This is a genomic window from Bradyrhizobium sp. USDA 4506, from assembly GCF_054058795.1.
In genome coordinates this window covers 4,718,042-4,744,400 of the sequence record NZ_JBSSBM010000002.1, presented here as the reverse complement: position 1 = coordinate 4,744,400, position 26,359 = coordinate 4,718,042, and the positions used below count along the sequence as shown (strand labels likewise).

Here is a 26,359-nt window from a genome sequence, read left to right as displayed (position 1 = left end):
AAAATTTGGACGCCGAGCCGCGCCGCGATCTCGCGAACACGAGAACCGTGGAGGCTTGAAATGAACCAGCACGCCGTCGTCAGCAAATTCTCCCACGTCAAACCCGGTGACACCGAGTTCAAGGGCGGAGGTCTGCGCGACTTCTTCCTGTATCGCGATCTCGGCATCGCCGATGCCACCAGCGGGCAGGTGATCTGCCACCTGGTCAAGGCCAATCCCGACATGCCGCCGGAGCAGGGCACCGGCTGGCACAAGCATCTGTGCGATTTTCAGATCGTCATCATGACCAAGGGCTGGGCGCGCTTCATGTACGAGGACAAGGAGACGCTTGTCGAGGCCGGCGACGTCATCCATCAGCGTCCCGGCATCACCCACTACCTGTTCGATTACTCGAAGGACATGGAATACCTCGAGATCGTCAGCCCGGCCGATTTCAAGACCGTGGACGTGCCGCCGGCGACCGAAGCGGTGCCGCCGATCACGCCGTGGAAATGATCGCCAGGCAGGACAGAGAGGAGGGATCGCAATGTCGTCTGCGGAGGAGTTAACTTTTGTTATCGGCCGCTGGCTGCGGCCGATCGTCATGCTTCTGTATGTGGTGCGCAGCCTGGGGCTGATGACCACATCTAGCCGTGAACAACGCAGTACGCTGCTCGATCAGTGATTCGGACGCGGTTCGTTCCACCCGCGTTCCAAATCTTAAGGCACGGTGTGCGCGCGTCGCGTTTTGAAACAGCGCGCGCCGATGCCGGCCTCAGGCCATGCCCGCCTGCTTCTCGCGCGGCTTCCGCCAGGCGATGACATTGGCTTCCAGCGCGCCGCCGGTGGTGTCATTGCGCCACTGGCCGTTGACGAAGCGGCAGGCGAACGGCAGCTGATACGTTCCGCTATGATCCTCACAAAGTACTTCCACGCGCTGTTCCGGCGCAGGTTCGCCATTGCCGTCGAATTGCGCCAACCGTTTTTCGCGCGTTGCCATGCGATCTGTCTCCACTGCCCAAGGTCGAGCCAAAAGGGATCGAACCAAACAAGTTCCGAAGGCCCCCGTCCCCACGAGTAGTCCCGTAATGGGTGAAGCACACCGCTTGAATGCGGTTTCAGTGTGGTATGTCTGCCTCGCTTTCAGCGTCGCGAGCACAAAACTGTGAATGACGCATTTGCCTGGAGACGCCGATGACCGCTCGTTTTGTTCTCGCCTTGCTGGCACCGCTCGCACTCGGCGTCGCCGGAACCGCGCATGCGCAGGACGTTCCCGGCATCGAGATCTGCACCGTCGAGAAAACCATGGAGCGGCGCACCAGCTGTCTGCAGAGCAATGTCGACTTCCTGCAGAAGACGATCAACAAGCTCACGTCGGATCATCAGCAGAAGCTCGACGCCGCCAACCGACAGATCGCGAGCTTGCAGAGTTCGGTCGCGAGCTTGCAGAAGCTCGTCACCGATCTGCAAACAGCGCAGGTCAAGCTGACCGAGGATCTGAAGAAGAAAGCCGACGCGCCGCCGGCGAAGGATGCCGCGCCGGCTGCGAAGGACGGGACGAAGTAGGAAATCGTCATTGCGAGCGAAGCGAGGCAATCCATCCCACCGCGCGTGCGGAACGATGGATTGATTCGTCGCTTCGCTCCTCGCAATGACAGGGTCTCAGCTACGCCACCCGATACTGCTCCATCACGTCGCGATCCGGCTCGTAGCCGAGGCCGGGTCCCTGCGGCACGGCGACATGGCCGTTGGCGTCGACGTCGATGCGGTCGCCCCACAGGCAGGCGGGACGCTTCATGAAGAACACCTCGATCAGCCCGGCGTCGCGGATCGCCATCAGATGCAGCGTGGCGAGGAAGCCCGGCCCGAAATAGGGCGAGTGCGGAATCACCTGGACGCCGAACTCGTCGGCGAGGACGGCCACCCTCAGAAATTCGGTGATGCCGCCGACCTTGATCACGGAGGGCTGCGCGTGACTGACCGCGCCCGCGGTCATCATCTGGCGGAATTGATGCACGGTGCAGGCGTTCTCGCCGGCCGCGATATCGAGCCGGCCTTCTCTGCGCACCTCGGCGAGCGTCGCAAAATCCTCCGGCGGCCAGACCGGCTCCTCCAGGAACAGCGGCGCGGCCTGCTTGCAGTCGCGCGCGAACTGGATCGCCGCGGGTCCGTCCAGCGGGCAGTTCATGTCGACCATCAGTGGCACGTCGGGGCCGATCGCCTCGCGCGCGGCGGTGACCGCAGGCACGGTGGTCTCGTGCAGCTTGATCGCCGAATAGCCCAGCTTGATCGCCTTCTTGCATTCGGCGGCGATATGCGCCGGATTGCCGATCCGCATCAGGCTCGCATAGGCCGGGATCGTGCTGCGCTTCGCGCCGCCGATCAGTTGATGCAGCGGCACGCCCTTCACCTTGCCGGCGAGATCCCATAGCGCGATGTCGAGCGCCGAGATCGCAAACATCGTGATGCCGTAGCGGCCGAACAGATGCAGGTTGCGCTGGATCTGCTCCATCGCGGCGGGGATGCTGGCGGCGTCGGGCACCTCGAGGCCGCGCGCCTGCGGTGCGATCATCTCGGCCACCGCCGTGCAACTCGTCTTCGGGCAGACATAGGCGAACGCATCGCCCCAGCCGGTGAGGCCGGCATCGGTCGAAACCTCGACCAGCACCATGTCGAGCGCCGAGATCGCGGAAGCTCCCTGGCGGAAGCTCGCGGGCCCGGCGTCGTAGGGAATGCGGATATGGTAGGCGCGGACGTCGGTGATTTTCATTGTTGTTGTCCTTCCGATCGCAGGATGTGCCTGGAATTCGTGGTGGCCGGACACTTGAGCTTGAAGAACGGCGGCGCTTCGGCTGGTCTGGGTTCCGGTCATCGCAAATCTTGCTCGTAACGAGTCTTGCTTGCGACAAGTCTTGCTCGTGAATCATGTCGAAGACGTGGATGCCCGGCGCACGGCCGGGCATCACGAACCGCAAAGTTGTGGAGGAAAGCCCTCAACTGCTCTTCTCGCCGCTCATGATGGGGCCGAACCGCTCCCAGCTCTCGCCCTTGAAGCGCATCATCTGCAACTGCTCGATCGGCGCATAGTCGTCCGGCCCGGTCTTGATCTTGGTGCCGGGCAGATAGATGCCGATCTCGAGGTTGAGGCTAGCCGCCTGCTTCATCAGGTTCTCGCGGGTGAGATTGTCGCCGCATTGCCGCAGCACCTGCTCGAGCCCCTTGGCGACACCATAGCCGAATACGGTGGCGGCGTCGTCGAGGTCGCCTTCGGGATACCACTTGGTCATGAAGGCGCGCCACTCGGTCATCGCCGGATCGTTCTTCCACTCGGCATCCTTGGGGTCCTTGAGATACGCCGTGGACAGCACGCCCTGGCTCGCTTCATAGCCGGCCGGCTTCATCACGCCACCGATCGAGCCGGAGACGTTGGTCAGGAACTGTACCGGATGCCAGTCGAGCTCGGCGGCTTTCTTGATCGCCTGCGCCGCGAATTTCGGCGTTGCAATGTTGACGAAGATGTCGGGGTTGGCGCCCTTGATCTGCACGATCTGCGAATCCACCGTCGGTGACGAAGTCTCGTAGGAGGATTCGACGACGATCAGCTTCTTGGCCTGGTCGCCGAGCCCGTCATGCAGGCCGATCAGATAGTCCTTGCCGAAATCGTCGTTCTGATAGAGCACGCCGATGGTCTTGCCCGGATAGTTCTGCAGAATGTACTTGGCATAGATGCGCGCTTCGACCTGGTAGCTCGGCTGCCAGCCCATGGTCCACGGGAAGTTCTTCGGATCATTCCACTTGGCCGCGCCGGTGGAGACGAACAGCTGCGGCACCTTCTTGGCGTTCATGTATTTCTGGATCGCGGTATTGCCCGGCGTGCCCAGCGGATTGAAGATCAGGAGCACCTCGTCGCTTTCGACCAGCTTGCGGGCCTGCTCGACCATCTTCGGCGGCGAGTAGGCGTCATCGTAGGAGATGAAGTTGACCTTGCGGCCGTTGATGCCGCCTTCGCTGTTGAGCTTGTTGAAATAGGCGGCTTCGGTCTTGCCGATCGTGGCGTAGGCCGACGCCGGACCGGAATAGGGCATGATGTTGCCGACCTTGATCTCGGTGTCGGTTGCGCCCGGATCGTATTTCTTCTGCGCGTTGGCGGCGCTGGCGACGGCGATGGTCAAAAGCCCCGCAAGCGCCGCTGATTTGACGCAGTTGGCATAGCTCAAGCGTTGGTGGTGCATCATTGTCCTCCCTGACATGCTGGCCGCGGCTCTTGCAGTCTTGATTATCGGGCAGCTTGATGAGCCGTCGGATCGATGCGTTGGCGAGTATGCACGATTGCAACATTGTTGCCAGCGACGGCTTTGCGGGTAAATTTCCGTGGAGCGGAACCGCGGTTTCGCCGTCGGGCAGCAAGGACTGTCAAATGCCGCGCGCGGCAGCCGTGCATGATGCCCGAGCTTTGCAGGAAAGCCGTCATCCATGAATCCAGCCCAGAAGGCGCTCTGGTATATCGAAAGCCATCTCGGCGCGCCGCTGACGCTCGACGAGATTGCCGCCGTAGCCGGCGTCTCGCGCTTCCATCTGGTACGGGCGTTCGCGGAGGCGACCGGGTTCTCGGTGATGCGTTATGTGCGGGCCCGGCGGCTCAGCGAAGCCGCGCGCCAACTCGCGGCCGGTGCGCCCGATATTCTCAGCCTCGCGCTGGATGCGGATTACGGCTCCCACGAAGCATTCACCCGCGCGTTTCGCGACCATTTCGGCGTCACGCCCGAGACGGTGCGCGCGACAACGTGTCTGACGACACTCAATCTCCAGGAGCCGATCACCATGATCTCGACAGCTCTCGACCACATCGATCCGCCGCGCATCGCCACCGGGAAGGCGTTCCTCGTCGCCGGCATCGGCGAGCGTTACAACCACGGCAATGGCAGCGATGCCGGCATTCCGAACCAGTGGCAGAGTTTCCACCAGCAATGTGTGCATATTCCCCGTCAGATCGGCAATGTCGCCTATGGCGTCTGCTGCAATGGCGATGATGCCGGCAATTTCGATTACATCGCCGGCGTCGAGGTCGCCGATTTCTCCGACCTGCCGCGCGAGTTCGCGCGCGTCCGGATTCCCGAGCAGAAATACGTCGTGTTCACCCACGCCGACCACATCTCGACCATCCGCCGCACCGTCAACACGATCTGGAATCGCTGGCTGCCGCAATCCGGCATGAAGGTCGCGGACGCGCCGAACTTCGAGCGCTACGACGAGAAGTTCGATGCGAGTACCGGCAATGGCGGGCTGGAGATCTGGGTGCCGGTGAAGGAGTAGCGGGCGCCGGTGCAGCAAACCCTGGTGTCGCCCCCGCGAAAGCAGGGACCCATGACCACCGATGCTTGTTATTTGCGTGACGCTAGAATGACGAGACCCACCTACAACTCTCGCCGCGGAGTATGGGTCCCTGCTTTCGCACTAGGGCATTTACACATCTCTTCGAGGCTAGAAAACCGACTCATCATCAAGGGGTTAGCTACTAGGCGAGAGCCGAAATCGGCGGGCGCAACCCTAGTGCAGATGAGTAAGTTCTCTGCGGTTTTCGGCCAACTCTTTGAGAAGACTCCGGAAAGACTGCGGAGGATATGTATATACGCTAGTGCTTTCGCAGGGACGACACCGTCGATCGTGCCGACGTTGTTGGGTGAGCCATACACCTGAGTTGCCCGGGCCAACAAACTCGATGTCGTCCTGGCGAATGCCAGGACCCATTACCCCAAATGGCAATTGTTGCGCGACGCCGGGGCCGCGATCTCTTTCACCATCAAATTCGGTGGCCATGGGTCTTGGCTTGCGCCAGGACGACAAATATTTTGCGACGGGCGGTGCAACAAACTGGGTGTCGTCCCTGCGAAAGCAGGGACCCATAACCGCCGATGCTGCTTATTGTGCGATGTTGGAACGACGAGTCCCCGTCACAACTTCGGCCGCAGAGCATGGATCCCTACTTCGCAGGGACGACACCGTCTTGTTGTTCGCGAGTGCCTAGATCAATGAGAGCGCGCCAGGCAGAACGCGACGACCTCTTCCAGCGCGGTCTTCATCGGCGAGGGTGGGAACAGCGCCAGCGCGTCGACCGCCATCGCGCCGTAGTGCTGGGCGCGGCTGATGGTGTCTTCCAGGGCGCGGTGCTTGGTCATCAGCCCGATCGCGTGATCGAGGTCGGCCGACCCGATCTCGCCGCGCTCCAGCGCGCGGATCCAGAACTTGCGTTCGGTATCATTGCCGCGGCGGAAGGCGAGCACCACCGGGAGCGTGATCTTGCCCTCGCGGAAATCGTCGCCGACATTCTTGCCGAGTTTTGCGGATTTGCCGCCATAGTCGAGCACGTCGTCGACGAGCTGGAAGGCGATGCCGAGATTCATGCCGACCGAGCGGCACGCGGTCTGCTCGGCCTTCGGACGGTTGGCGATCACGGGGCCGACCTCGCAGGCGGCGGCGAACAGCTCCGCGGTCTTGCCGCGGATCACCGCGAGATATTCGTCCTCGGTGGTCGCGGTGTTCTTGGCGGCGGCAAGCTGCATCACCTCGCCCTCGGCGATGGTGGCGGCGGCGGCGGAGAGGATGTCGAGTGCGCGGAGCGAGCCGACCTCGACCATCATCCGGAACGCCTGGCCGAGCAGGAAGTCGCCGACCAGCACGCTGGCCTCGTTGCCCCACAGCATCCGCGCGGACAATTTGCCGCGGCGCAGCTCGCTCTCGTCGACCACGTCGTCATGCAGCAGGGTCGCGGTGTGCATGAACTCAACCGCGGCGGCGAGCTTGATATGGCCGTCGCCGGAATAGTCCGCGAGCTGGGCCATTGCCAGCGTCAGCATCGGGCGCAACCGCTTGCCCCCGGAGGAGATCAGGTGATTGGCGACCTCGGGGATCATGGTGACCTCGGAGCCGGTCCGCGAAAGGATCGTCGCGTTGACGCGCTCCATGTCGGCGGCGAGAAGTCCCACCAGCCCGTCGATCGAAGCATTGGACGGGCTTTCGAAGGGTACAATAACCGCCACGCTGGTCTCCAATTTTGCCGAATACGCACTATGCTCAGCTATAACAATAGAAACTGAGCGGTGCAGCGGCAAGGCCATCAAGTTATTGACATGTGGCGCAAGTGCCGCACTGCCGGGGCGACAGGAGAGCGTATTTTGCGGGAATTGGTACGGACCAATGACATGGTGCTGGTCTCCGCCATCGGCGCGCTGCTCGACAGCGCTAACATCCATCATCTGGTGCTGGACCAGAACATGAGCATCATCGAGGGCTCGCTCGGCGTGCTGCCGCGGCGGATCCTGGTGCATGAGGACGACAACCACGAGGCCCGCCAGCTCCTGACCGATGCCGGCCTCGGCCACGAATTGCGGGCCGATGACTAGAGCGTTTTCGAGCGAAATGGGCCCCGGTTCGCGTGAAGAAAACGCGTCAAAAAGCGAGTCTCCGGCCGCCGGGATCACCGAAGACGGATTTCTCGGTGGCCAATTGCGCCTGCGGCAACCCCGCAGCGGCCACCGCGCCGGCCATGACGCGATCCTGCTCGCCGCGGCGACGCCGGCTCGATCAGGCGACCGCGTCGTCGATCTCGGCTCCGGCGTCGGCGCGGCCGGGCTGGCGGTGGCGCGGCGGGTGAGGGGGATCGATCTCGTCCTGGTCGAAATCGACCCGGCCCTGGCCGAGCTTGCGCGGAATAATGCCGCCACCAACGCGATCATGGCGAAGGTGATCGTGCTTGATGTCGAAGCCGGCGCCGCAGCCTTCGATGATGCCGGCCTCGGGCCGGATAGCGCCGACGTCGTGCTGATGAACCCGCCGTTCAACGATCCGTCGCGGCACCGCGCCTCGCCGGACGGTGTGCGCGAGCGCGCCCATGTCGCGAGCGCGACCACGCTGGCCGGCTGGGTTCACGCGGCGCGGCGGATTCTCAAGTCGAACGGGCAGCTTGCGCTGATCTGGCGGGCCGACGGCATTGCCGAGGTGCTGGCTGCGCTGGACCGTGGTTTTGGCAGTGTCGAGATCCTGCCCGTTCACGGCGACGGGGCGTCGCCGGCGATCCGAATCCTGGTGCGGGCGACCAAGGGCGGCCGGGCGCCGACGCGGCTGCATGCCGCACTGCTGCTCAATGAAGAGTCAGGCGTGCCCAATAAATGGGTGCAGGAGATTCTGGCCGGGAAGGGGGATTTGCCGCTGGCGCGGCGCTAAAAAGATCATGCTCGAACAAGAAGCCAAGGCGCGATGGCATTGCGCTTTAGCGGGCAGGCATGCTGCCCACGTCGTCAGAGGCACTAAATCACTGCGAAGCCGTTTCCGACTGGCGGTCCGGCGTGGACGTGAAGTGGATCGCCGCCAGGAGTGTACCGATCAGCAAAATCAGCAGATAGATTTTCATGAGTCCCTCTCCGCCCGCGCATTGCAGCCCCAATGACAAAATGCAAAACGCGTTCCACGGATTCCAATGACAGTGGCGTGATAAAAAGTGGTTAATTCGAGGTAACGGCATGAGTGAACAAATAAGTGATCACGCTGGACGTTCGGGACTGCTCGAACGCGTGCAGGCAGTGTTGCCGGCGCGCTTCAGGCGCGGCGCGGCCGTCGTGCCGGTGGTGCGGCTGGCAGGCGTGATCGGCGCGGTGACGCCGTTGCGGCCCGGCATGACACTCTCCGGCGTCGCCAAGATGCTGGAGCGCGCCTTTGGCACGCGGAATGCCAAGGCGGTAGCGCTGGTGATCAATTCGCCGGGCGGCTCGCCGGTGCAGTCGCGGCAGATCTATCTGCGCATCCGGCAACTCGCCGCCGAGAAGAAGCTGCCGGTGCTGGTGTTCGTCGAGGACGTCGCGGCGTCCGGCGGCTACATGATCGCCTGCGCGGGCGACGAGATCTATTGCGACCCGTCCTCGATCCTGGGCTCGATCGGCGTGGTCGGCGGCAGCTTTGGCCTGGAGGGGCTGATCAAGAAGATCGGGGTCGAGCGCCGGCTGTATACGGCGGGGAGCCACAAGGCGATGCTCGATCCGTTCCTTCCCGAGAACCCGGACGACGTTGCCCGGCTGAAGGCGATCCAGCGCGAGATCCATGCGATCTTCATCGCGCTGGTGAAGCAGAGCCGCGGCAGCCGCCTCAAGGGCGCCGACGACATGCTGTTTACCGGTGAATACTGGGCCGGCGATACCGCGATCGGTCTCGGGCTCGCCGACGGCATCGGCGACATCCGCTCCACGCTACGGGCCCGCTATGGCGACAAGGTGCTGACCCCGGTGATTGCGCCGGCCAGCGGCTTGCTGTCCGGCCTGCTCGGCCGGCGGGCGCCGGGGGCAGGGTCGCTGGCGGCGCTGGACGGGCTGGCCGCGCTGCCGGACGAGGTGATCTCGGCGCTGGAAACCCGGGCGATTTGGGCCAGATTCGGGCTGTGAACACAGGGATGTGAGCGCGCCATTTAGCCCCAAAACCGCGATTGCGGCGCAGGCCGCCTTGCGCGAGAATGCCTGTCGTTGGGGGCCTGACAGACGTGAACGACAAGGATCGACCGATGCCGCCGCTGATTGCATTCGCAGGCGTCTTGGGAAGCCTGGCCGTGGTCCGCTGGGCGTACAAGACGGCCGTCCGGATCAACCAGGAACTCGAAGAGGCGCGATTGTCCCGCGTGGCCGAGGCCACCCGCGCGGGCGAAATCAAGACCCTGCGCCGCGACCCCGTGACCGGGGCCTATCGCCCGGGCTAGGGCTTGGATCTCCCTCGCCCCGCTCTTGCGGGGAGAGGGGCTGTTTCCGCAGATTCGAAAGACCTAAGTTCGCGGAGAGTCCCCCTCACCCGAAATGCGCGCTGCGCGCGAATTTCGACCTCTCCCCGCAAGCGGGGCGAGGTGCAGAAACATCCTCCATCGCCTTGATTCCATTGGCTGCCGCCGATACGGTCCCGCGCGCCTCACACCCCCTCGCGAGATCGATTCCAACGATGGATGCCCTGCCTGACCACATGCGCCCGGAACGTTCGTTCCAGGGCTTCATCCTGGCCCTCCAGCGGTTCTGGGCGGAGCAGGGGTGCGTCATCCTGCAGCCCTACGACATGGAAATGGGCGCCGGCACCTTCCATCCCGCGACCACGCTGCGCGCGCTGGGGCCCAAGCCCTGGAACGCGGCCTATGTGCAGCCCTCGCGGCGGCCCAAGGACGGTCGCTACGGCGAAAACCCCAACCGCCTCCAGCACTACTACCAGTTCCAGGGTGATCATGAAGCCGTCGCCGCCGAACCTTCAGGACCTGTACCTGAAGTCGCTGGCCGCGATCGGGATCGACGCCGCCGTCCATGACATCCGCTTCGTCGAGGACGACTGGGAAAGCCCGACGCTCGGCGCCTGGGGCCTCGGCTGGGAATGCTGGTGCGACGGCATGGAAGTGTCGCAGTTCACCTACTTCCAGCAGGTCGCCGGCGTCGAATGCGCGCCGGTCGCGGGCGAGCTTACTTACGGACTCGAGCGGCTCGCGATGTATGTGCAGGGCGTCGACCGCGTCTACGACCTCAACTTCAACGGCCGCGAGGGCGCCGAGAAGGTCACCTATGGCGATGTTTTCCTGCAGGCCGAGCAGGAATATTCGCGACACAATTTCGAGCACGCCGACACCGCGATGCTGTTCGAGCAGTTCAGGATGGCCGAGGACGCCTGCCGCAAATATCTCGCCGCCGGCTGGCGTGAGGGTGGGAATCAAAAGGAACATCTGATGGCCTTGCCGGCCTACGACCAGTGCATCAAGGCGAGCCACGTGTTCAACCTGCTCGACGCCCGCGGCGTTATCTCGGTGACGGAGCGGCAGAGCTACATCGCCCGCGTGCGCGACCTGGCGAAGGCCTGCGGCGAGGCATGGATCCACACTGAAACGGGCAGGGCGGTCTGATGCCCGATCTTCTCCTCGAACTGTTCTCCGAAGAAATTCCCGCGCGCATGCAGGCGAAAGCGGCCGACGATCTGCGCCGCATGGTGACCGACAAGCTGGTCGCTGAAGGCCTGGTGTACGAGGGCGCCAAGGCGTTCGCAACCCCGCGCCGTCTTGCGCTCACCGTGCACGGCATCCCCGCGCGCCAGCCCGACCTGAAGACCGAACGTCGCGGCCCGAAGATCGGCGCCCCCGATGCGGCGGTGCAGGGCTTTCTGAAAGCGACCGGTCTCACGTCGCTGGAAGAGGCAAAGATCCAGAAAGACGCGAAGGGCGACTTCTACATCGCGCTGATCGAAAAGCCCGGCCGCGCTGCGATCGACGTGATCGCGGAGATGCTGCCGGTGATCATCCGGACCTTCCCCTGGCCGAAATCGATGCGCTGGGGCGCGCGCTCGGCGAAATCAGGCTCGCTCACCTGGGTGCGCCCGCTGCACGCCATCACCGCGACCTTCGGTCTGGAGACCGAGGAGCCCGACATCGTCAAGTTCTCCGTCGACGGCATCGAGGCCGGGCAGAGCACCTATGGCCATCGCTTCATGGCGCCGGGTGCGATCTCCGTGCGCCGCTTCGAGGATTACGAGGCCAAGCTGAAGGCCGCGAAGGTGATCCTCGATCCGCAGGCGCGCAAGGACATCATCCTCGAGGACGCCAAGGAACTGGCGTTCGCGCAGGGCCTCGAACTGGTCGAGGACCAGGTGCTGGTCGATGAGGTCTCGGGCCTCGTCGAATGGCCGGTGGTGATGATGGGATCGTTCGAGAAGGAATTCCTGTCGATCCCGGATGAAGTGATCCGCGCCACCATCCGCAACAACCAGAAGTGCTTCGTGGTCAGGGATCCCAAGACGGGCAAGCTGACCAACAAGTTCGTGCTGACCGCCAATATCGAGGCGCCCGACGGCGGCAAGACCATCGTCGCCGGCAATGAGCGCGTGATCCGTCCGCGGCTGTCCGACGCAAAATTCTTCTACGAGACCGATCTGAAGACCAAGCTGGAAGACCGGCTGCCGAAGTTCGAGCAGATCGTGTTCCACGAGAAGCTCGGCACCCAGGCGGAGCGCATCAAGCGGATCGAGCGGCTCGCCGCCGAGATCGCGCCGCTGGTCGGCGCCGACGTCGCGAAGACCAGGCGCGCCGCGCGCCTCGCGAAAGCCGATTTGCTGACCGAAGTGGTCGGCGAATTCCCGGAGTTGCAGGGCCTGATGGGCAAGTACTACGCGCTGGCGCAGGGCGAGGATGCGTCCGTCGCCGCCGCGAGCGAGGACCACTGGAAGCCGCAGGGGCCGACCGATCGCGTGCCGACCGATCCGGTCAGCGTCGCGGTCGCGCTGGCGGACAAGCTGGACACGCTCGCCGGATTCTGGGCGATCGATGAGAAGCCGACGGGTTCGAAGGACCCGTTCGCGCTGCGCCGGGCAGCGCTCGGCGCGATCAGGCTGATCGTCGAGAATACGCTGCGCCTGCCGATCCTGAAGACGGCCAAATCCGCGTTGCTCGGATTGTCGCTCAAGGCCGATGCCGAAACGCTGCCGAACGATCTGCTAGCCTTCTTTGCCGACCGCCTGAAGGTCCAGCTGCGCGATCAGGGTGCGCGCCACGATCTCGTCGATGCCGTGTTCTCGCTTGGTGGCCAGGACGATCTGCTGCTCGTCGTCCGGCGCGTCGAGGCGCTCGGCAAATTCCTCGACAGCGACGACGGCAAAAACCTGCTCGCTGGCACGAAACGCGCCAGCAACATTCTCGCGATCGAGGAGAAGAGGGACAAGCGGACCTTCGACGGCGCGCCTGACGCCGCGCTCTACAAGCTCGACGAAGAGAAGACGCTGGCCAAGGCGATCGACCAGGTGAAGGCCGAAGCGTCCGCCGCCGTCGCCAAGGAAGACTTCGCCGCCGCGATGAGCGCGATGGCCAAGCTGCGTCCGGCGGTCGATGCGTTCTTCGACAAGGTCAAGGTCAACGACGACGATCCGAAGGTGCGCGAAAACCGTCTGAAGCTGCTCAACGAGATCCGGGCCGCGACGCGCGCGGTAGCGGATTTCTCCCGGATCGAGGGCTGATCGATGGACCGCGCAACGCTCGCCGCTTACGACAAGGATGCGGCGGCGTTTGCGCAGGACTGGCACGACCAGCCGGCGCCGGTCGATCTGCAAGAAATCGTCGCGCGCTTCTTCATCAAGGGCGGCGCAACCGCCGATATCGGCTGCGGCAGCGGCCGCGAGGTGGCCTGGCTCAATGCCCACGGCTTTCCGGCCAAAGGCTATGACGCCTCCGAGGGTCTGCTCGCGGAGGCCCCGCGCCCGCTATCCGGCGCTGCGCTTTGCCCGCGCCGAACTGCCCGATCTGTCGGGCATCGCGGCCGGCAGCTTCGACAATGTGCTGTGCGAGACCGTGATCATGCATCTCGACCACGCGCTGATCGCGCCGTCGGTGCGCCGCATGTTCGATATCGTGAAGCCCGGCGGCATCTTCTATCTGAGCTGGCGCGTCACCGCGGGTGATGATGCGCGCGATGCGCATGGCCGGCTTTACGCGGCGTTCGATACCGCGCTGGTGCGGACCGAACTTGCAGCGGCCGAATTGCTGCTCGACGCTGAGGTCGTCAGTGCCTCGTCCGGCAAGGTCATTCACCGGCTGGTCGCCAGCAAGGGCAGGCGATGATGGCGCGGGTCGCGACATGCGCCTGCGGACGGCTCCGCGTCACCTGTCAGGGCGAGCCCACCACAGTAGCGCTGTGTCATTGCCTGGAGTGTCAGAAGCGAACCGGCAGCACCTATGGCGTCGCGGCGTTCTTTCCGCGCGCTGACGTCGAGCCGCAGGGCGAGGCGCGCGAATACAGCCGCATCGGCGGCAGTGGATCTGCCGTGGTGTTTCATTTCTGCCCGAATTGCGGATCGTCGGTCTATTGGGAGCCCGGTCGCGCGCCGGACCTGATCGGCGTTGCGGTCGGCGCCTTCGCGGACCCCGATTTTCCCGCACCGTCGCAATCGGTCTTCACGCAGCGCCGCCACGCCTGGGTCGTCGACAAATAGACCACCGCCGCAGCGATCTGCGTCGCGCTGGAAATATTTCGACACAATTTGCAATTTGTTAACCATGCCCTGCGAAGGTCCTGACGAAGCAACGATTTCTTAAGACATCGCCCCTCGCGCCAATGCAGGGACCGCCCGATGACCTCGATCGGCACCACGCCCAATCCCTACGCCCAATATGGTTCGGCCTATGCGCGGGCAGCAGCGACGCCCTCGCTGGCGGCGACCTTGTCGGGCGACGGCACCGCCGGCGATCTGTCGGCGTCCTCGACATCCAACGCCGCAACCAACCTCACGCTGTCGGACGCCGCCCGCGCGCAGCTCGCCAAGGCGCCGCTGCCGGATTTCGCAAGCGTCACCAGCGATGCACGTATCACGCTCGACCGGCTCTACACGGTCGCCGGCGTCAAGGCACCGATCGTCGACGGCAAGACCACCATCGATCTCTCGACGCTGGACCGTCGCTCGCTGTTTGCGATCTCAACCAACAATGGCGGCAAGTTCACCCCGGACGAGCAGGTGGTTGCGGCCACCGAGCTGAAGCAGCGCTTCGACAAGGCGATGGAGCCGTCGCTGGCGACCACGCGCCTGACCGGCGACTACAGCATCAGCTACAAGGCCGCGCTCGATTATCTCGATGGTGCGAGCGATGAGGAGAAGGCCACCGCAACCTGGGCCAGCCAGCGCGCCGCGGTGCTGAAGGGCTATCAGGCGACGCAGCAGGATCCGAGCACGGCGCCATCGGGAATTTCCGGCGATCCGATCGCGGCCGCGCTGGCGGGGACGGCGCCTCCCACAAAGAGCACGACGCGCGACTTCAGCAGCATCGCCAGCGACGTGCGCGCCTTCCTCGATCGGCAGAAGAGCGAGGCGGCGAAGAGCGGCAAGGAGCTGGTCTACGATTCCCGCCGCAAGACCGGACAGCTCGCCGACCTGTCCTCGCTTGACAACCGCTCGCTCTCGGCGATCTCGCTGAACCAGGACAAGAAGTTCTCCACCGAGGAGATCTTCGCGGCCAAGCAGGAACTCAATACGCGGACACGTCTCGCCGTGCTCGACGCGCTGAAGCAGAGCCAGACCGCCGGCGATCCGCGCCAGTTCAGCCTCGGCATCCTCAAGCAATATTCCTCGATGAGCGCGGAGGAGCGCCAGGCGGCCAACTGGACGCAGGATTTCCAGGACGCCGCGATCAAGAGCTACAAGTCGACCTCGACGTTGCTCTCGATCCTCAAGTCGTAACCCGGCACGGCATCAGAACGGAAGAGCCCCGCCCGGAGGGGAAACCGGGCGGGGCTTTCTGGTCCGGTCGATCCTCGCGCACATCCGCTTGCGCGGCGCCCGGACTGTCGTTCAGGCGATCGTGCTGACGTTGATCTAGTCGACCACCTGAACGATCCGTCGCGAACGCGGCTCGACCAGAACGGTCTCACCGTTCACGACGGTGTAACGATAGGGCGTCGCGCCGAACCGTTGCGGCACGTCGTAAGTGGTCACGCCGGCGTCCGGTAGCACTGTGCCGACCACGATGCGATCCGGAACCGTGTAGTTCGGCACGCGCTCGCGCACGATGTACTCGCGGAAGGCCGGACGCTGCTCGACAGTAATGCCCTCGTCATCATCGACTGCAACCGGCGGGCCACCGCGGACGACGCCAACGGTCTGGGCCTGTGCGGCAACAGCCGGCACCGTGATCGCGGCAGCAACCGCTGCAACGGCAAGTAATCTGTTTCGCATGGCTCGCTCCATTCTTTTTCGGTGCGCGCCAGCCATCGCCGATGCGCACGGCGAGCCAATGCATCGGCTGCGGTGATGTTCCGGAAAACCGCCGCCATATACGCGGCAATTTGGAGCAATTTTCGTGAGTTGCGGGAACTCGTCGGCGGGACCTGCGTCTTGATGTGGGAACTTCCCTCAGCGGATAAACTGCCGCTCGATTCGCTCCTCCAAGCAACCCCCGGAGAAAACTTCAATGACCATCACCGCTGGGCATCTACCTGCTATCGTGGCTCTGATCGCGGGCGTCCTGATCCTGATCATGCCGCGGCTCCTCAATTACATCGTCGCGATCTATCTGATCTTCGTCGGGCTCGTGGGGATGGGTCTGCTGCGCTGGTTGCACCTCTAGCGGGAAAGAGGGGTTTCGCGGCTTGCGCGGAACCCCTCAAAATGGTGTAAGGCGCGCATCTTCGACCCCTCCTTCCGGATTGTTGTCTGACATGGCCAAAGCCGTCGCGAAGTCCAAGAAAACTGCTGCGAAAACTGCCGAGAAAACAGCAGCGAAATCAAAGCCCTCCGCCGCAGCCCGCAAGGCCGCTCCGGCGCGCAAAGCACTGAAGAAGAGCGCCCCGAAGGCGGCGCCGAAAGCCGCCCCCAAATCGGCTGCAAAGCCCGCCGCAAAGCCCGCTGGCAAGGCGCCGGCGAAGGCCATTGCGAAGAAGGCGGCCCCGGCTGCGATCAAGGCCGGCAAGTGGGTCTATACGTTCGGCGACGGCAAGGCCGAGGGCCAGGCGACCTTGCGCAATCTGCTCGGCGGCAAGGGCGCCAACCTCGCGGAAATGGCCAATCTCGGCCTGCCGGTGCCTCCCGGCTTCACCATTCCGACCTCGGTCTGCACCTATTTCTACGAGCACGACAAGACGTATCCGAAGGAATTGAAAGCACAGGTTGAGAAGGCGCTCGACTATGTCGGCAAGCTGACCGGCAAGACTTTCGGCGACGCCAAGAACCCGCTGCTGGTCTCGGTCCGCTCGGGGGCGCGCGCCTCGATGCCGGGCATGATGGACACCGTGCTCAATCTCGGCCTCAACGACCGCACCGTCGAGGCGCTGGCCGAACTCTCCGGCGACCGCCGCTTCGCCTATGACAGCTATCGCCGCTTCATCACGATGTATTCGGACGTGGTGCTCGGCTTCGAGCATCATCACTTCGAGGACATCCTCGACACCTTCAAGGACGGCCAGGGCTATTCGCTCGATACCGACCTGACCGGCGACGACTGGGTCGAACTGGTCGGCAAGTACAAGGAAGCGGTTGCCAAGGAGACCGGTCACGACTTCCCGCAGGATCCGCACGATCAGCTGTGGGGCGCGATCGGCGCGGTGTTCTCATCCTGGATGAACGCCCGCGCGGTGACTTATCGCAAGCTGCACGACATTCCGGAATCCTGGGGCACCGCCGTCAATGTGCAGGCGATGGTGTTCGGCAACATGGGCGAGACCTCGGCCACCGGCGTCGCGTTCACCCGCAATCCCTCGACCGGCGAGAGCAAGCTTTACGGCGAGTTCCTCATCAACGCGCAGGGCGAGGACGTTGTCGCCGGTATCCGCACGCCGCAGGACATCACCGAGGAGGCGCGCCAGGAATCCGGCTCCGACAAGCTGTCGATGGAAGCCGCGATGCCGGTCGCGTTCAAGGAGCTGACGCGGATCTACACGCTGCTCGAGAAGCACTACCGCGACATGCAGGACATGGAGTTCACGGTCGAGCAGGGCAAGCTGTGGATGCTGCAGACCCGCGGCGGCAAGCGCACCGCGAAGGCGGCGCTGCGCATCGCGGTCGAACTCGCCAATGAAGGCCTGATCTCGCGCAAGGACGCGGTGACGCGGATCGATCCGGCCTCGCTCGACCAGCTGCTGCACCCGACCATCGATCCGGCCGCCAAGCGCGACGTGATCGCGACCGGCCTGCCGGCGTCGCCTGGTGCTGCCTCGGGCGAGATCGTGTTCTCGTCGGACGAAGCGGCCAAGCTGCAGGCCGACGGGCGCAAGGTCATCCTGGTCCGCATCGAGACCAGCCCGGAAGACATCCACGGCATGCACGCCGCGGAAGGCATCCTCACCACCCGCGGCGGCATGACCTCGCACGCGGCGGTGGTCGCGCGCGGCATGGGCAAGCCCTGCGTCTCCGGCTGCGGCACCATCCGCGTCGATTACGGCCGCGGCACCATGAGCGTGGGCTCGCGCACCTTCAAGACCGGCGACGTCATCACCATCGATGGCTCGGTCGGCCAGGTGCTGGCCGGCCGCATGCCGATGATCGAGCCGGAGCTGTCCGGCGAGTTCGGCACGCTGATGGGCTGGGCCGACGAGGTCCGCAAGCTCGGCGTTCGCGTCAACGGCGATACGCCAGACGACGCGCGCACCGCGGTGAAGTTCGGCGCCGAAGGCATCGGCCTCTGCCGCACCGAGCACATGTTCTTCGAGGAGACCCGCATCCGCACCGTGCGCGAGATGATCCTCTCCGAGGACGAGCAGTCGCGCCGCGCCGCGCTGTCGAAGCTGCTGCCGATGCAGCGCGCCGACTTCGTCGAGCTGTTCGAGATCATGCAGGGCCTGCCCGTCACGATCCGCTTGCTCGATCCGCCGCTGCACGAGTTCCTGCCGCACACCCAGGCCGAGATCGAGGAAGTGGCGCGTGCCATGAACACCGATCCGCGCAAGCTCGCCGACCGCGCCCGCGAACTCTCCGAGTTCAACCCGATGCTCGGTTTCCGCGGCTGCCGTCTTGCGATCGCCTACCCGGAGATCGCCGAGATGCAGGCGCGTGCGATCTTCGAGGCTGCCGTCGAAGCCGGCAAGCGCACCGGCAAGCCGGTCGGTCTCGAGGTGATGGTGCCGCTGATCGCGACCAAGGCCGAGTTCGATCTGGTCAAGGCGCGGATCGATGCGACAGCCAACGCGGTGATGAAGGAAACCGGCGTCAAGCTGAGCTACCAGGTCGGCACCATGATCGAGCTGCCGCGCGCCTGCCTGATGGCGGGCGAGGTGGCCGAGACCGCGGAGTTCTTCTCCTTCGGCACCAACGACCTGACGCAGACCACCTACGGCATCAGCCGCGACGACGCCGCGAGCTTCCTCGGCACCTATGTCGCCAAGGGCATCCTCGAGATCGATCCGTTCATCTCGGTCGATCGCGACGGCGTCGGCGAGCTCGTCAGGATCGGCGTCACCCGCGGCCGCAAGACGCGTCCGAACCTCAAGGTCGGCATCTGCGGCGAGCACGGCGGCGATCCCGCGTCGGTCGCGTTCTGCCACGAGGTCGGGCTCGATTACGTCTCGTGCTCGCCCTATCGCGTGCCGATCGCGCGTCTCGCCGCGGCGCAGGCCGCGCTCGGCAAGGAGATCGCCAGCCAGGCGTGAGCGATCTTACAGTTCAGAGAGTGCGATGGCCGGGACCAAGTCCCGGCCATTTTTGTTTGTTGAGGCAGCCTGAAAATATAGCGTCATTGCGAGCCAACGGGTCGCGCGAACGCGCGCCCGATGACAGGCTCCGCGAAGCAATCCATGTTTCCACTTGCCGAGCCATGGATTGCTTCGTCGCTGTCGCTCCTCGCAATGACGGCGGGTGGCTACCGTGCCTGCAACACTTTGTTCACCATCTCCGTTGACCTGTTGTTTACGACTTTCATGCGCCGCGCGTTTACCAAGGCGCGCAATGCAACGCGCGAAACATGCGCGATTGCTTGAGTGTAGCGCGCGAGCAACGCCGATTAACTCCGCGGCAACCTAAACGGTTTAGCAACGAGAAAGGTCGAATTGCGCGGATGTACCGCGTTCGATTGCACTCAGTAAGCGTTGCGTGAGCGTACGATGTTTGTGTCGCGTAACCAGCCGAAGGGCGCACGTCTTGCGCTCTTCGGTCTCGGTCTTGGCATCTTCGCACTGATGCCGACCGAGATCGGATATCAGGATATTGCCTCGCTCCTGGCCCGGCAGCCCGGCGTCGCCGAGCGCTGGCAGAAGCGCGTCTTCGCCTCCGCCGTCGCGGGACGTTGGCTCAATCCAGGTCGCGACCTACAGCTTCGGCCGTCCGATCGGCACGTCCGCGCCGCAAGCGCCGCAAATCCTGCTCGCAAGACTGGACAGTTCGAACCTCGACATCACCGGAACGGTGACGCGCAATCCGATCACAGCCCCGCCGCCGCGCTACCAGGCATCCGATTTTCCCAAGGTCGATCGCACCATGAAGGGCGATCGCCTCGTCGTCCGGCGGCCCGATCAGGTCGAACCGGCGGAGCCTGCAAATACGGCGCCGGCGAACGAGGATCCGGCGACATCGAATTCGTCGGTCAAGGGCATGAAGACCGCGACCGCACCGGCCGACAGCGCGCCGCTCGATCCTGAATTGCAGGAGGCGCTGCGCGCGCCGCCCTTGCCGCAATATGCCAAGCCGTCGCCGCAGCAGAACGACGTGTCGCTCTCGCTCGAGGCCAGCCCGCTCGACGATCTGAAGCCCGCGCCCGCAAAGCCCGCTGCTGCGCCCGCCGATGCGGCGCGCGAGCGCGACCCGTTCGCATTCCAGACCGCCAGCCTGTTCTTCGGCTCGTCGCTCGGCACGCCGGAGAACCTCGAGCGCTGGCAGCCCGGCGAGGCGCCGGTTGTCGTACCGCCGGCAGCAACGCCCGATCCCGACATGAAGGTGATGGCGTCACTGCCGGTCGATGCCGACGGTCCGGTCAAGGCCGGCGAGATGGGCGAGAGCATCGCGCCGAAGGGCGAGGTCAATGCGGACGACCAGCACACCAAGACGCCGGCGGAGCGGCTCGGCCTGTTCGACGAGAAGTCGCGCGCCAAGTCGGAGAAGTGCCTCGCCGAGGCGGTCTATTTCGAAGCCCGCGGTGAAGCGGTGCGTGGCCAGATCGCGGTCGCCCAGGTGGTGCTGAATCGCGCCTTCTCCGGCAAATATCCGGAGACGGTGTGCGGCGTGGTCTACCAGAACAAGAATCGCCATTACGCCTGTCAGTTCACCTTCGCCTGCGACAACGTCGCTGACGTCGTCCGCGAGCCCGACATGTGGGACCGCGCCAGGAAGATCGCGAGGGCGATGCTCGACGGCGAATTGTGGCTGCCGGAAGTCGACCGCTCGACCCACTACCACGCCTATTGGGTGCGACCGTCTTGGGTCAGCGAGATGAAGAAGATGTACAAGTTCGGCGTCCACACCTTCTATCGCCCGCGCGCCTGGGGCGACGGCAGCGACGCGCCGAGCTGGGGCAACCCGGCCGAGACCGCCAAGATCTCGGCGCAGCTCGCCGAGGCCGCCCAGAGCTCGGCCGAGCAGGCCAGCGCCCGGCGATAGGGCCTTCTGCCTCCCGTTCCGCGGCCGGCGTGCCCCGGAATGACGGTCATCATCCTCTCCGATTCTGCAGAGCAGCCCTGCAGGCGAATATTTTTCTCCGGCCCCTCTTGGGGTTTTCATGCACCTGCATTAACTCCCCGTAACGTTCGGCGGGGCGGCTCCCCGCGCAGCAGTTGCGGGGGAAGACAAGATGGCCGTTACCACCGGGGATCTTCGACCGACGTCGGGCACGTGGCGCACGCCGCTTGTCATCATCGTCTGTGGCTGCGCGATTGCGCTGCTGAGCTTCGGGCCGCGCTCCAGCCTCGGCTTCTTCGTGCAGCCGATGAGCCATGAATTCACCTGGGGCCGCGACGTGTTCGGCCTCGCGCTGGCGCTGCAGAACCTGTTGTGGGGGCTCGGCCAGCCGATCGCCGGCGCGATTGCCGACCGCTTCGGGCTGCTGCGTGTGATGGTCGTCGGCGCACTGCTTTACGCCGCGGGCCTGCTCCTGATGCGTTACTCGGCGACGCCGCTCTCGCTCAACCTTGGCGCCGGCGTCTTGATCGGCTTCGGCCTGTCGGGCTCATCGTTCAACCTGGTGCTGTCGGCGTTCAGCAAGCTGCTGCCGCCCGCGCAGCGCGGCATCGCGCTCGGCGCCGGCACCGCCGCGGGCTCGTTCGGCCAATTCCTGTTCGCGCCGTTCGGCGTCGCGATGATCGACAATTTCGGCTGGCAGACCGCGCTCCTCGTATTCGGCGCACTGATGCTGCTGATCCTGCCGTTGTCGCTGGCGCTCTCGACGCCGCCGGCGGAGACGAATGACGCCGCGCCGGCCGATCAGCAGTCGTTCAAGACCGCGCTGGCGGAGGCATTCGGCCATCGCTCCTATGTGCTGCTGGTGCTCGGCTTCTTCACCTGCGGCTTCCAGCTCGCCTTCATCACAGTGCATCTGCCGGCCTATCTCGCCGACCGCGGCATTCCGGCATCGACCGGCGGCTGGGTGATCGCGGCGATCGGCCTGTTCAACATCGTGGGCTCGCTCAGCGTCGGCTGGCTGCAGAACGTCTTCCCGAAGCGCTACATCCTGTCGGTGATCTACTTCACCCGCGCGCTGTCGATCGTCGCCTTCATCTCGTTCCCGATCACGACCTTCTCGGCGATCGCGTTCGGCGCGATCTCCGGCCTGACCTGGCTCTCCACGGTGCCGCCGACTTCGGCGCTGGTGGCGCTGATGTTCGGCACGCGCTGGTTTGCGACGCTGTACGGCTTCGCCTTCGTCAGCCATCAGGTCGGCGGCTTCCTCGGAGTCTGGCTCGGCGGCATCGTGTTCGAGCAGTACGGTTCCTACACCCCGATCTGGTGGCTGTCGGTGCTGTTTGGCGTGCTGTCCGCGCTGATCAACCTGCCGATCGTCGAAAAGTCCGTCGTCCGCCCGGTTGCGCAGCCTGCCTGATGGGGTAAACCATTTCCCCGAAACCAAGATTACGGGGAGTGCACATCGTGGCAACGTTCAAGGCAATCAGGATCGACAAGGCGGACAAGGGTACCACCGCCGCACTCACCCAATTCGACGAAGCCGAGCTGATGGACGGCGACGTCACCGTCCGCGTCGAGTGGTCGACACTGAACTACAAGGACGGCCTCGCACTGACTGGCAAGGCACCGGTGGTGCGCCGGTTCCCGATGATCGCCGGCATCGATTTCGCCGGCACGGTCGAGCAATCCAGCCATCCGGACTGGAAGGCGGGCGACAAGGTCGTCTGCAACGGCTGGGGCATGGGCGAGACCCATCTCGGCGCCTACGCTGAAAAGGCCCGCGTCAAGGGCGACTGGCTGGTGCGGCTGCCCGACGGCATCTCGGCCCGCGATGCGATGGCGGTCGGTACCGCCGGCTATACCGCGATGCTCTCGGTGCTGGCGCAGGAGAAGCATGGTCTCACCCCGAAGAGCGGCCCCGTGGTGGTCACGGGTGCCGCCGGCGGCGTCGGCTCGGTGGCGATCGCCGTGCTGTCGAAGCTCGGTTACCACGTCATCGCGTCGACCGGGCGGATGTCGGAGACCGACTATCTCAAGGGTCTCGGCGCCACCGAGGTGATCGACCGCGCCGAACTGTCAGGTGCGCCGAAGGCGCTGGCGAAGGAGCGCTGGGCCGGCGGCGTCGACAGCGTCGGGTCGACCACGCTCGCCAACCTGCTGTCGATGACGAAGTATGGCGGAGCCATCGCGGCCTGCGGTCTGGCGGCCGGTATGGATCTGCCGTCTTCGGTCGCGCCCTTCATTTTGCGGGGCGTGTGCCTTCTCGGCATCGATTCGGTGATGTGTCCGATCGAACTGCGGAGGACCGCCTGGCGCCGCCTTGCCAGCGATCTGGATAAGGCAAAACTGGCTGATATCACTCACGAAATCGCCCTGGACGAAGTCATGGGCTTTGGCGCGAAAATCCTCGGTGGCCAGGTCCGGGGCCGCATCGTGGTAAAAATAGTCTGAGGACGTTCAGACTTTACCAACCAAGCTGCTCCAATGTTGCCACTGTTGGTATGGTAAGCAGCGGGTAAAGAGACTTGCGGCATGATCCCGGGGGGCCGGGTTTCCTCGCGCAGACGTCGAAAAGCGTTGGTGCGGGGGTCATGCGCAACAAGGAGCGAGTGCCCGCGCTCGTCAGTGGAGTAGCTCATGCTTGCGCGTTTGGTGTTGGGGGCCGTCACGGCCGGAGCAATGGTCGTGCCGGCATTCGCGGGCATGATGAACGCCGATGAGGCCCGCAGATTCGTCGCCGGCAAGGTGTTCGCGTTCACCTGTTTCGATGGCACCCGCGGTGCCGGCCGCATCCTCGACGATCTGGGCGCGGCAGGCTCGGTCCAGTTCTCCGGCTCGGGGCCGATCCGTCACCTGCGCCTGCCCGGCAACACGCTGCAGATCCGCGGTCAGAGCGTTTGCGCGTCGCTGAAGGGCATTCCGTTCGAACCGTGCTTTAATCTCGACAAGCAGGACGACCGCTCGTTCCGCGGCTCGGTTTCCGGCATGGGCTTTGCCTATTGCGATTTCCATCATCAGGGCGGCCAGCAGATGCTGATGGCGCGCGCGGCGGCGCGTCCGCGCTCGCTGCATCCACGCACCCGATCCGCGGATGCCTCGCAGACCGAAGTGTCGCGCGTTGAGACGCCGCAGGTCGGAAGCGCGAAGCTCGAGCCGGTCAAGGCCGAGCCCGCCAAGGTCGAGAGCGCGCCGGAATTGCGCCGCTCCACCGACTAACCTTTCATCTGCGCGCTAGCGGGAATAGCGCCGCCAAGCCGTAGTCATACGGATGGCGGTCGCCACGCCTTGCTCGCTACTCAATACCTGGCGTTCGCCGTGAGGCGGGACATTGGGGACTCTGATTTTGAGTAGTCATATGGCGCAATATTTTTTTCGAATTAGTGATGGCGATTACGCTGGTGCATCCGACCACGCGACGGAGTTTGAAAGCCGCGACGTGGCCTGGGCCGAGATGACCAAGGTCTGCGGAAATTTCCTCGGCAGCATTTCGCGCAATCTGAAGCAGAACAGCGAATGGCACATGGAGCTGCTCGACGAGGGCAGAAAACCCGTGTTCAGGATTCGACTGGTCGCCGAGTCCGTCGACTGAAGCTGCCTTTCAGGACGGCAAGTCCTAACCCTCAGCTTGCGCGAGCGGCGGAGCGGTTCGCCTGCGAAACAGGATCCGCTGATACAGCCAGCCGATCGCGACCAGCACGATGCCAAGGCACATGAACGACAGCGCCCGGTAGACACCCGTGAGCGTCGACATGTCGATCAGGAACGCCTTCAGGATCGTCAGCCCGATCACCGCAGCCGACGCGAGCCGCGCCCGCTGCGAGTCGACGACGATGCCGATGCCGAGCAGCGCGACGCCGAACATCAGCCAGGCGATCGAATAGGTGTATTGCTCCGCGCCCGTGGTCTCGCCGCGCGTCAGCACCGGTCCATGGTAAAGCCTGCGGATCTCGAACGTGACGTAAGCGAGCGCGAGGACCAGCGCGCCGGCGGCGATCGTGTTGGCATAGCCGGCAGGACGATGGCCCGCCACCGCATAGGACAGCAGCAGCGCCAGCACCGCCGGCAGCGCGTAACCGAGCAGCAGCAGGTTGATGAAGCTGCCGCCGACGCTTTGCGGCCACAATATCGGGTTCTCCAGCGCCAGCAGCCCGAACAGGCTGGCAAGCCCGGCGAACGCGGTCAGCAGGATCGCGCCGATATTGTGCACGATGCTGCCGCTGCGCAGGCGTAGCCGCTCCAGTCCGATCGCCATCGCAAGCGTCGCGCCGACCTGCAGCGCGACCTCGGTCAGCCCGGCGCTGGCATAATAGACATCGCCGCTGTTGACCGCGTGGCGGATCTCCATGAAGGCAAGCAGCACCGTGAACAGGATCGCGGCGGATTCGACGATGCGCAGCGGGACGTCGTCGCCGCTGCGGCGCAGGAAATGGCTTGCCGCCCAGAATGACAGCGCCGGCACGCCATAGCCCCACAGCAGCCAGTTGAAGATCGGCGTGGTGCCGACGGCGTCGCCCGCGATCCGCGGCTCATAGCCGATGCGCAGCACGACGATGCCGGCCAGGATCGCGGCAAGCCAGCGCAGGAACGGAATCGGCCGCTGCACCGACAGCCACGCCGTGCCCATCGACACCAGCGCGAGCGCGATGGTGAGCCAGCCCTTGTCGAGCGCGAAGGTCAGCGCCAGCGCCAGCGAGGCGAGGGCGCCGGTGGCGGACAACGCAATCGAAGGCGACAGCTCCCGCCGCTCGTCGCGCCGGGTCAGCACCTCGGTCGCGGCTGCGTAGGCCGCCGCCAGCAGCACGGCGAGGACCGCGAACGGGATCGAGCGGTCGAGATGCGCGATGCGTGCATAGAGCGCGACCAGCAGCGCGACCGGCGTGAACACCGCCGCCGCGGCCCAGGTCACCGTGACCTTCGTGGTGGTAAAACGGAATTGCGCGAGGAAGCCGGCGATGCCGAAGGCGGCCGCGAACAGCGCGGCGGTGACGAGATGCAGCGAGACCGAGCCGTCGGTCGCGGACGGGCCGATGCCGGGAATCGCACCGCCAGGCAGCACCAGCATGTCGACGTTGCGGCGGACGGCCCATTCGCCGAACACAATGAACACGAAGATCGACGCGGCGCCGATCGCACGGGTAGCAGCAGGCGCGCGCCAGGCGACAAAAAGGCTGCCCGCCGTCAGCAAGGCAAAGCCGATCATCGCGACGTCGGCGTGCGCGCTGTTGAGCACAATCAGCATCGCGCCGAGCAGATAGGCGGCGAGCGAGCTAGTGTCCTGAATCAAAAGTTCGGCGGACTCCAAATCGACTCG

25 protein-coding genes and 2 pseudogenes are annotated in these 26,359 nt (G+C 64.7%); 21 read left to right on the top strand and 6 right to left on the bottom strand.

Features of this window, described 5'->3' with window-relative positions; genetic code table 11:
• Positions 1-60: 60 nt before the first annotated feature.
• Both ACVIHF_RS24755 and ACVIHF_RS24750 read left to right on the top strand, forming a co-directional pair.
• The gene (locus ACVIHF_RS24755) at positions 61-495 is read left to right on the top strand and encodes a cupin domain-containing protein (protein WP_057014914.1); all 435 of its coding nucleotides are present in this window, start codon (positions 61-63) and stop codon (positions 493-495) included.
• A 31-nt stretch (positions 496-526) separates the two neighbouring features.
• A complete protein-coding gene (locus ACVIHF_RS24750; protein WP_016848367.1) occupies positions 527-664 on the top strand; it encodes a hypothetical protein in 138 nt (45 codons plus the stop codon).
• 90 nt (positions 665-754) lie between these two features.
• Here ACVIHF_RS24750 and ACVIHF_RS24745 read toward each other — a convergent pair whose 3' ends face one another.
• Positions 755-979, bottom strand: coding sequence for a hypothetical protein (locus ACVIHF_RS24745; RefSeq protein ID WP_225161055.1), 225 nt, complete (start codon positions 977-979; stop codon positions 755-757).
• A gap of 194 nt (positions 980-1,173) precedes the next feature.
• Between ACVIHF_RS24745 and ACVIHF_RS24740 the strand changes: the two genes are divergently transcribed.
• Positions 1,174-1,545: a hypothetical protein gene (locus ACVIHF_RS24740; protein WP_253607475.1), complete on the top strand. Its 372-nt coding sequence runs from the start codon at positions 1,174-1,176 to the stop codon at positions 1,543-1,545.
• A 100-nt stretch (positions 1,546-1,645) separates the two neighbouring features.
• Here the strand turns inward: ACVIHF_RS24740 and ACVIHF_RS24735 are convergent, their stop codons facing one another.
• The gene (locus ACVIHF_RS24735) at positions 1,646-2,749 is read right to left on the bottom strand and encodes a mandelate racemase/muconate lactonizing enzyme family protein (RefSeq protein WP_310883487.1); all 1,104 of its coding nucleotides are present in this window, start codon (positions 2,747-2,749) and stop codon (positions 1,646-1,648) included.
• A 223-nt stretch (positions 2,750-2,972) separates the two neighbouring features.
• Positions 2,973-4,214, bottom strand: a complete 1,242-nt coding sequence (locus tag ACVIHF_RS24730) for an ABC transporter substrate-binding protein (protein WP_310883486.1) — start codon at positions 4,212-4,214, stop codon at positions 2,973-2,975.
• A 238-nt stretch (positions 4,215-4,452) separates the two neighbouring features.
• Here ACVIHF_RS24730 and ACVIHF_RS24725 point away from each other — a divergent pair, with 238 nt between their 5' ends.
• Positions 4,453-5,292, top strand: coding sequence for an AraC family transcriptional regulator (locus ACVIHF_RS24725; protein ID WP_310883485.1), 840 nt, complete (start codon positions 4,453-4,455; stop codon positions 5,290-5,292).
• 713 nt (positions 5,293-6,005) lie between these two features.
• Here the strand turns inward: ACVIHF_RS24725 and ACVIHF_RS24720 are convergent.
• On the bottom strand, positions 6,006-7,016 hold the full coding sequence (locus ACVIHF_RS24720) for a polyprenyl synthetase family protein (protein WP_057015096.1): 1,011 nt from the start codon (positions 7,014-7,016) through the stop codon (positions 6,006-6,008).
• A gap of 135 nt (positions 7,017-7,151) precedes the next feature.
• Between ACVIHF_RS24720 and ACVIHF_RS24715 the strand changes: the two genes are divergently transcribed.
• The 9 genes and pseudogenes from ACVIHF_RS24715 to ACVIHF_RS24675 all read left to right on the top strand — a co-directional run bounded on the left by ACVIHF_RS24715 (position 7,152) and on the right by ACVIHF_RS24675 (position 15,192).
• The gene (locus tag ACVIHF_RS24715) at positions 7,152-7,379 is read left to right on the top strand and encodes a putative signal transducing protein (protein ID WP_026193157.1); all 228 of its coding nucleotides are present in this window, start codon (positions 7,152-7,154) and stop codon (positions 7,377-7,379) included.
• 16 nt (positions 7,380-7,395) lie between these two features.
• Positions 7,396-8,199, top strand: a complete 804-nt coding sequence (locus ACVIHF_RS24710) for a tRNA1(Val) (adenine(37)-N6)-methyltransferase (RefSeq protein ID WP_310883029.1) — start codon at positions 7,396-7,398, stop codon at positions 8,197-8,199.
• Positions 8,200-8,495: 296 nt separating this feature from the next.
• The gene (locus ACVIHF_RS24705; protein ID WP_057014921.1) at positions 8,496-9,407 is read left to right on the top strand and encodes a S49 family peptidase; all 912 of its coding nucleotides are present in this window, start codon (positions 8,496-8,498) and stop codon (positions 9,405-9,407) included.
• A gap of 116 nt (positions 9,408-9,523) precedes the next feature.
• Complete coding sequence (locus ACVIHF_RS24700) at positions 9,524-9,715, top strand: hypothetical protein (RefSeq protein ID WP_026193154.1); 192 nt, start codon at positions 9,524-9,526, stop codon at positions 9,713-9,715.
• Positions 9,716-9,948: 233 nt separating this feature from the next.
• Positions 9,949-10,885: pseudogene (locus tag ACVIHF_RS24695) on the top strand (glycine--tRNA ligase subunit alpha).
• Complete coding sequence (glyS, locus tag ACVIHF_RS24690; RefSeq protein WP_310882998.1) at positions 10,885-12,981, top strand: glycine--tRNA ligase subunit beta; 2,097 nt, start codon at positions 10,885-10,887, stop codon at positions 12,979-12,981. Before ACVIHF_RS24695 ends, glyS begins: the two are co-directional and overlap by 1 nt.
• A 202-nt stretch (positions 12,982-13,183) precedes the next feature.
• Positions 13,184-13,582, top strand: a complete 399-nt coding sequence (locus tag ACVIHF_RS24685) for a methyltransferase domain-containing protein (RefSeq protein ID WP_456792673.1) — start codon at positions 13,184-13,186, stop codon at positions 13,580-13,582.
• Positions 13,582-13,953, top strand: a complete 372-nt coding sequence (locus ACVIHF_RS24680) for a GFA family protein (RefSeq protein ID WP_310883000.1) — start codon at positions 13,582-13,584, stop codon at positions 13,951-13,953. The genes ACVIHF_RS24685 and ACVIHF_RS24680 overlap by 1 nt, the downstream gene beginning before the upstream one ends.
• A gap of 138 nt (positions 13,954-14,091) precedes the next feature.
• Positions 14,092-15,192 carry a hypothetical protein gene (locus ACVIHF_RS24675; RefSeq protein WP_310883001.1) on the top strand — a complete coding sequence of 367 codons (1,101 nt, stop codon included), beginning with the start codon at positions 14,092-14,094 and terminating at the stop codon, positions 15,190-15,192.
• Between the two features lie 135 nt (positions 15,193-15,327).
• On the opposite strand, the gene ACVIHF_RS24670 is transcribed toward ACVIHF_RS24675, so the two are convergent.
• Positions 15,328-15,687, bottom strand: a complete 360-nt coding sequence (locus tag ACVIHF_RS24670; RefSeq protein ID WP_310883002.1) for a DUF1236 domain-containing protein — start codon at positions 15,685-15,687, stop codon at positions 15,328-15,330.
• A gap of 235 nt (positions 15,688-15,922) precedes the next feature.
• Between ACVIHF_RS24670 and ACVIHF_RS24665 the strand changes: the two genes are divergently transcribed.
• From ACVIHF_RS24665 to ACVIHF_RS24630, 8 genes and pseudogenes are all read left to right on the top strand, one after another.
• The gene (locus tag ACVIHF_RS24665) at positions 15,923-16,078 is read left to right on the top strand and encodes a DUF3096 domain-containing protein (protein ID WP_016844375.1); all 156 of its coding nucleotides are present in this window, start codon (positions 15,923-15,925) and stop codon (positions 16,076-16,078) included.
• A 91-nt stretch (positions 16,079-16,169) separates the two neighbouring features.
• On the top strand, positions 16,170-19,091 hold the full coding sequence (gene ppdK / locus ACVIHF_RS24660; protein ID WP_310883003.1) for a pyruvate, phosphate dikinase: 2,922 nt from the start codon (positions 16,170-16,172) through the stop codon (positions 19,089-19,091).
• A gap of 144 nt (positions 19,092-19,235) precedes the next feature.
• Complete coding sequence (locus ACVIHF_RS24655) at positions 19,236-19,418, top strand: hypothetical protein (protein ID WP_310883004.1); 183 nt, start codon at positions 19,236-19,238, stop codon at positions 19,416-19,418.
• A gap of 123 nt (positions 19,419-19,541) precedes the next feature.
• Positions 19,542-21,030, top strand: a pseudogene (locus ACVIHF_RS24650) (cell wall hydrolase).
• A gap of 190 nt (positions 21,031-21,220) precedes the next feature.
• Complete coding sequence (locus ACVIHF_RS24645; RefSeq protein WP_456792672.1) at positions 21,221-22,465, top strand: MFS transporter; 1,245 nt, start codon at positions 21,221-21,223, stop codon at positions 22,463-22,465.
• Between the two features lie 47 nt (positions 22,466-22,512).
• A complete protein-coding gene (acuI, locus tag ACVIHF_RS24640; RefSeq protein WP_456792671.1) occupies positions 22,513-23,499 on the top strand; it encodes an acrylyl-CoA reductase (NADPH) in 987 nt (328 codons plus the stop codon).
• Between the two features lie 186 nt (positions 23,500-23,685).
• Positions 23,686-24,264 (top strand): hypothetical protein, encoded by a 579-nt coding sequence (locus ACVIHF_RS24635; protein WP_028332627.1) that lies wholly within the window; start codon positions 23,686-23,688, stop codon positions 24,262-24,264.
• A 139-nt stretch (positions 24,265-24,403) separates the two neighbouring features.
• A complete protein-coding gene (locus tag ACVIHF_RS24630) occupies positions 24,404-24,637 on the top strand; it encodes a DUF6894 family protein (protein ID WP_016844381.1) in 234 nt (77 codons plus the stop codon).
• Between the two features lie 24 nt (positions 24,638-24,661).
• Here the strand turns inward: ACVIHF_RS24630 and ACVIHF_RS24625 are convergent, their stop codons facing one another.
• Positions 24,662-26,332: a DUF2339 domain-containing protein gene (locus tag ACVIHF_RS24625; RefSeq protein WP_456792670.1), complete on the bottom strand. Its 1,671-nt coding sequence runs from the start codon at positions 26,330-26,332 to the stop codon at positions 24,662-24,664.
• Between the last annotated feature and the right edge of the window lie 27 nt (positions 26,333-26,359).

Bases quoted from the DNA above. Each gene is read 5' to 3' on its own strand.
- ACVIHF_RS24675 (WP_310883001.1), top strand. From the start codon at position 14,092: ATGACCTCGATCGGCACCACGCCCAATCCCTACGCCCAATATGGTTCG.
- ACVIHF_RS24670 (WP_310883002.1), bottom strand. From the start codon at position 15,687: ATGCGAAACAGATTACTTGCCGTTGCAGCGGTTGCTGCCGCGATCACG.
- ACVIHF_RS24665 (WP_016844375.1), top strand. From the start codon at position 15,923: ATGACCATCACCGCTGGGCATCTACCTGCTATCGTGGCTCTGATCGCG.
- ACVIHF_RS24700 (WP_026193154.1), top strand. From the start codon at position 9,524: ATGCCGCCGCTGATTGCATTCGCAGGCGTCTTGGGAAGCCTGGCCGTG.
- ACVIHF_RS24630 (WP_016844381.1), top strand. From the start codon at position 24,404: ATGGCGCAATATTTTTTTCGAATTAGTGATGGCGATTACGCTGGTGCA.
- ACVIHF_RS24655 (WP_310883004.1), top strand. From the start codon at position 19,236: ATGTTTCCACTTGCCGAGCCATGGATTGCTTCGTCGCTGTCGCTCCTC.
- ACVIHF_RS24745 (WP_225161055.1), bottom strand. From the start codon at position 979: ATGGCAACGCGCGAAAAACGGTTGGCGCAATTCGACGGCAATGGCGAA.
- ACVIHF_RS24710 (WP_310883029.1), top strand. From the start codon at position 7,396: ATGGGCCCCGGTTCGCGTGAAGAAAACGCGTCAAAAAGCGAGTCTCCG.
- ACVIHF_RS24635 (WP_028332627.1), top strand. From the start codon at position 23,686: ATGCTTGCGCGTTTGGTGTTGGGGGCCGTCACGGCCGGAGCAATGGTC.
- ACVIHF_RS24755 (WP_057014914.1), top strand. From the start codon at position 61: ATGAACCAGCACGCCGTCGTCAGCAAATTCTCCCACGTCAAACCCGGT.
- ACVIHF_RS24645 (WP_456792672.1), top strand. From the start codon at position 21,221: ATGGCCGTTACCACCGGGGATCTTCGACCGACGTCGGGCACGTGGCGC.
- ACVIHF_RS24750 (WP_016848367.1), top strand. From the start codon at position 527: ATGTCGTCTGCGGAGGAGTTAACTTTTGTTATCGGCCGCTGGCTGCGG.
- ACVIHF_RS24740 (WP_253607475.1), top strand. From the start codon at position 1,174: ATGACCGCTCGTTTTGTTCTCGCCTTGCTGGCACCGCTCGCACTCGGC.
- ACVIHF_RS24735 (WP_310883487.1), bottom strand. From the start codon at position 2,749: ATGAAAATCACCGACGTCCGCGCCTACCATATCCGCATTCCCTACGAC.
- ACVIHF_RS24730 (WP_310883486.1), bottom strand. From the start codon at position 4,214: ATGATGCACCACCAACGCTTGAGCTATGCCAACTGCGTCAAATCAGCG.
- ACVIHF_RS24685 (WP_456792673.1), top strand. From the start codon at position 13,184: ATGACGCCTCCGAGGGTCTGCTCGCGGAGGCCCCGCGCCCGCTATCCG.
- ACVIHF_RS24725 (WP_310883485.1), top strand. From the start codon at position 4,453: ATGAATCCAGCCCAGAAGGCGCTCTGGTATATCGAAAGCCATCTCGGC.
- ppdK (WP_310883003.1), top strand. From the start codon at position 16,170: ATGGCCAAAGCCGTCGCGAAGTCCAAGAAAACTGCTGCGAAAACTGCC.
- ACVIHF_RS24680 (WP_310883000.1), top strand. From the start codon at position 13,582: ATGGCGCGGGTCGCGACATGCGCCTGCGGACGGCTCCGCGTCACCTGT.
- ACVIHF_RS24705 (WP_057014921.1), top strand. From the start codon at position 8,496: ATGAGTGAACAAATAAGTGATCACGCTGGACGTTCGGGACTGCTCGAA.
- glyS (WP_310882998.1), top strand. From the start codon at position 10,885: ATGCCCGATCTTCTCCTCGAACTGTTCTCCGAAGAAATTCCCGCGCGC.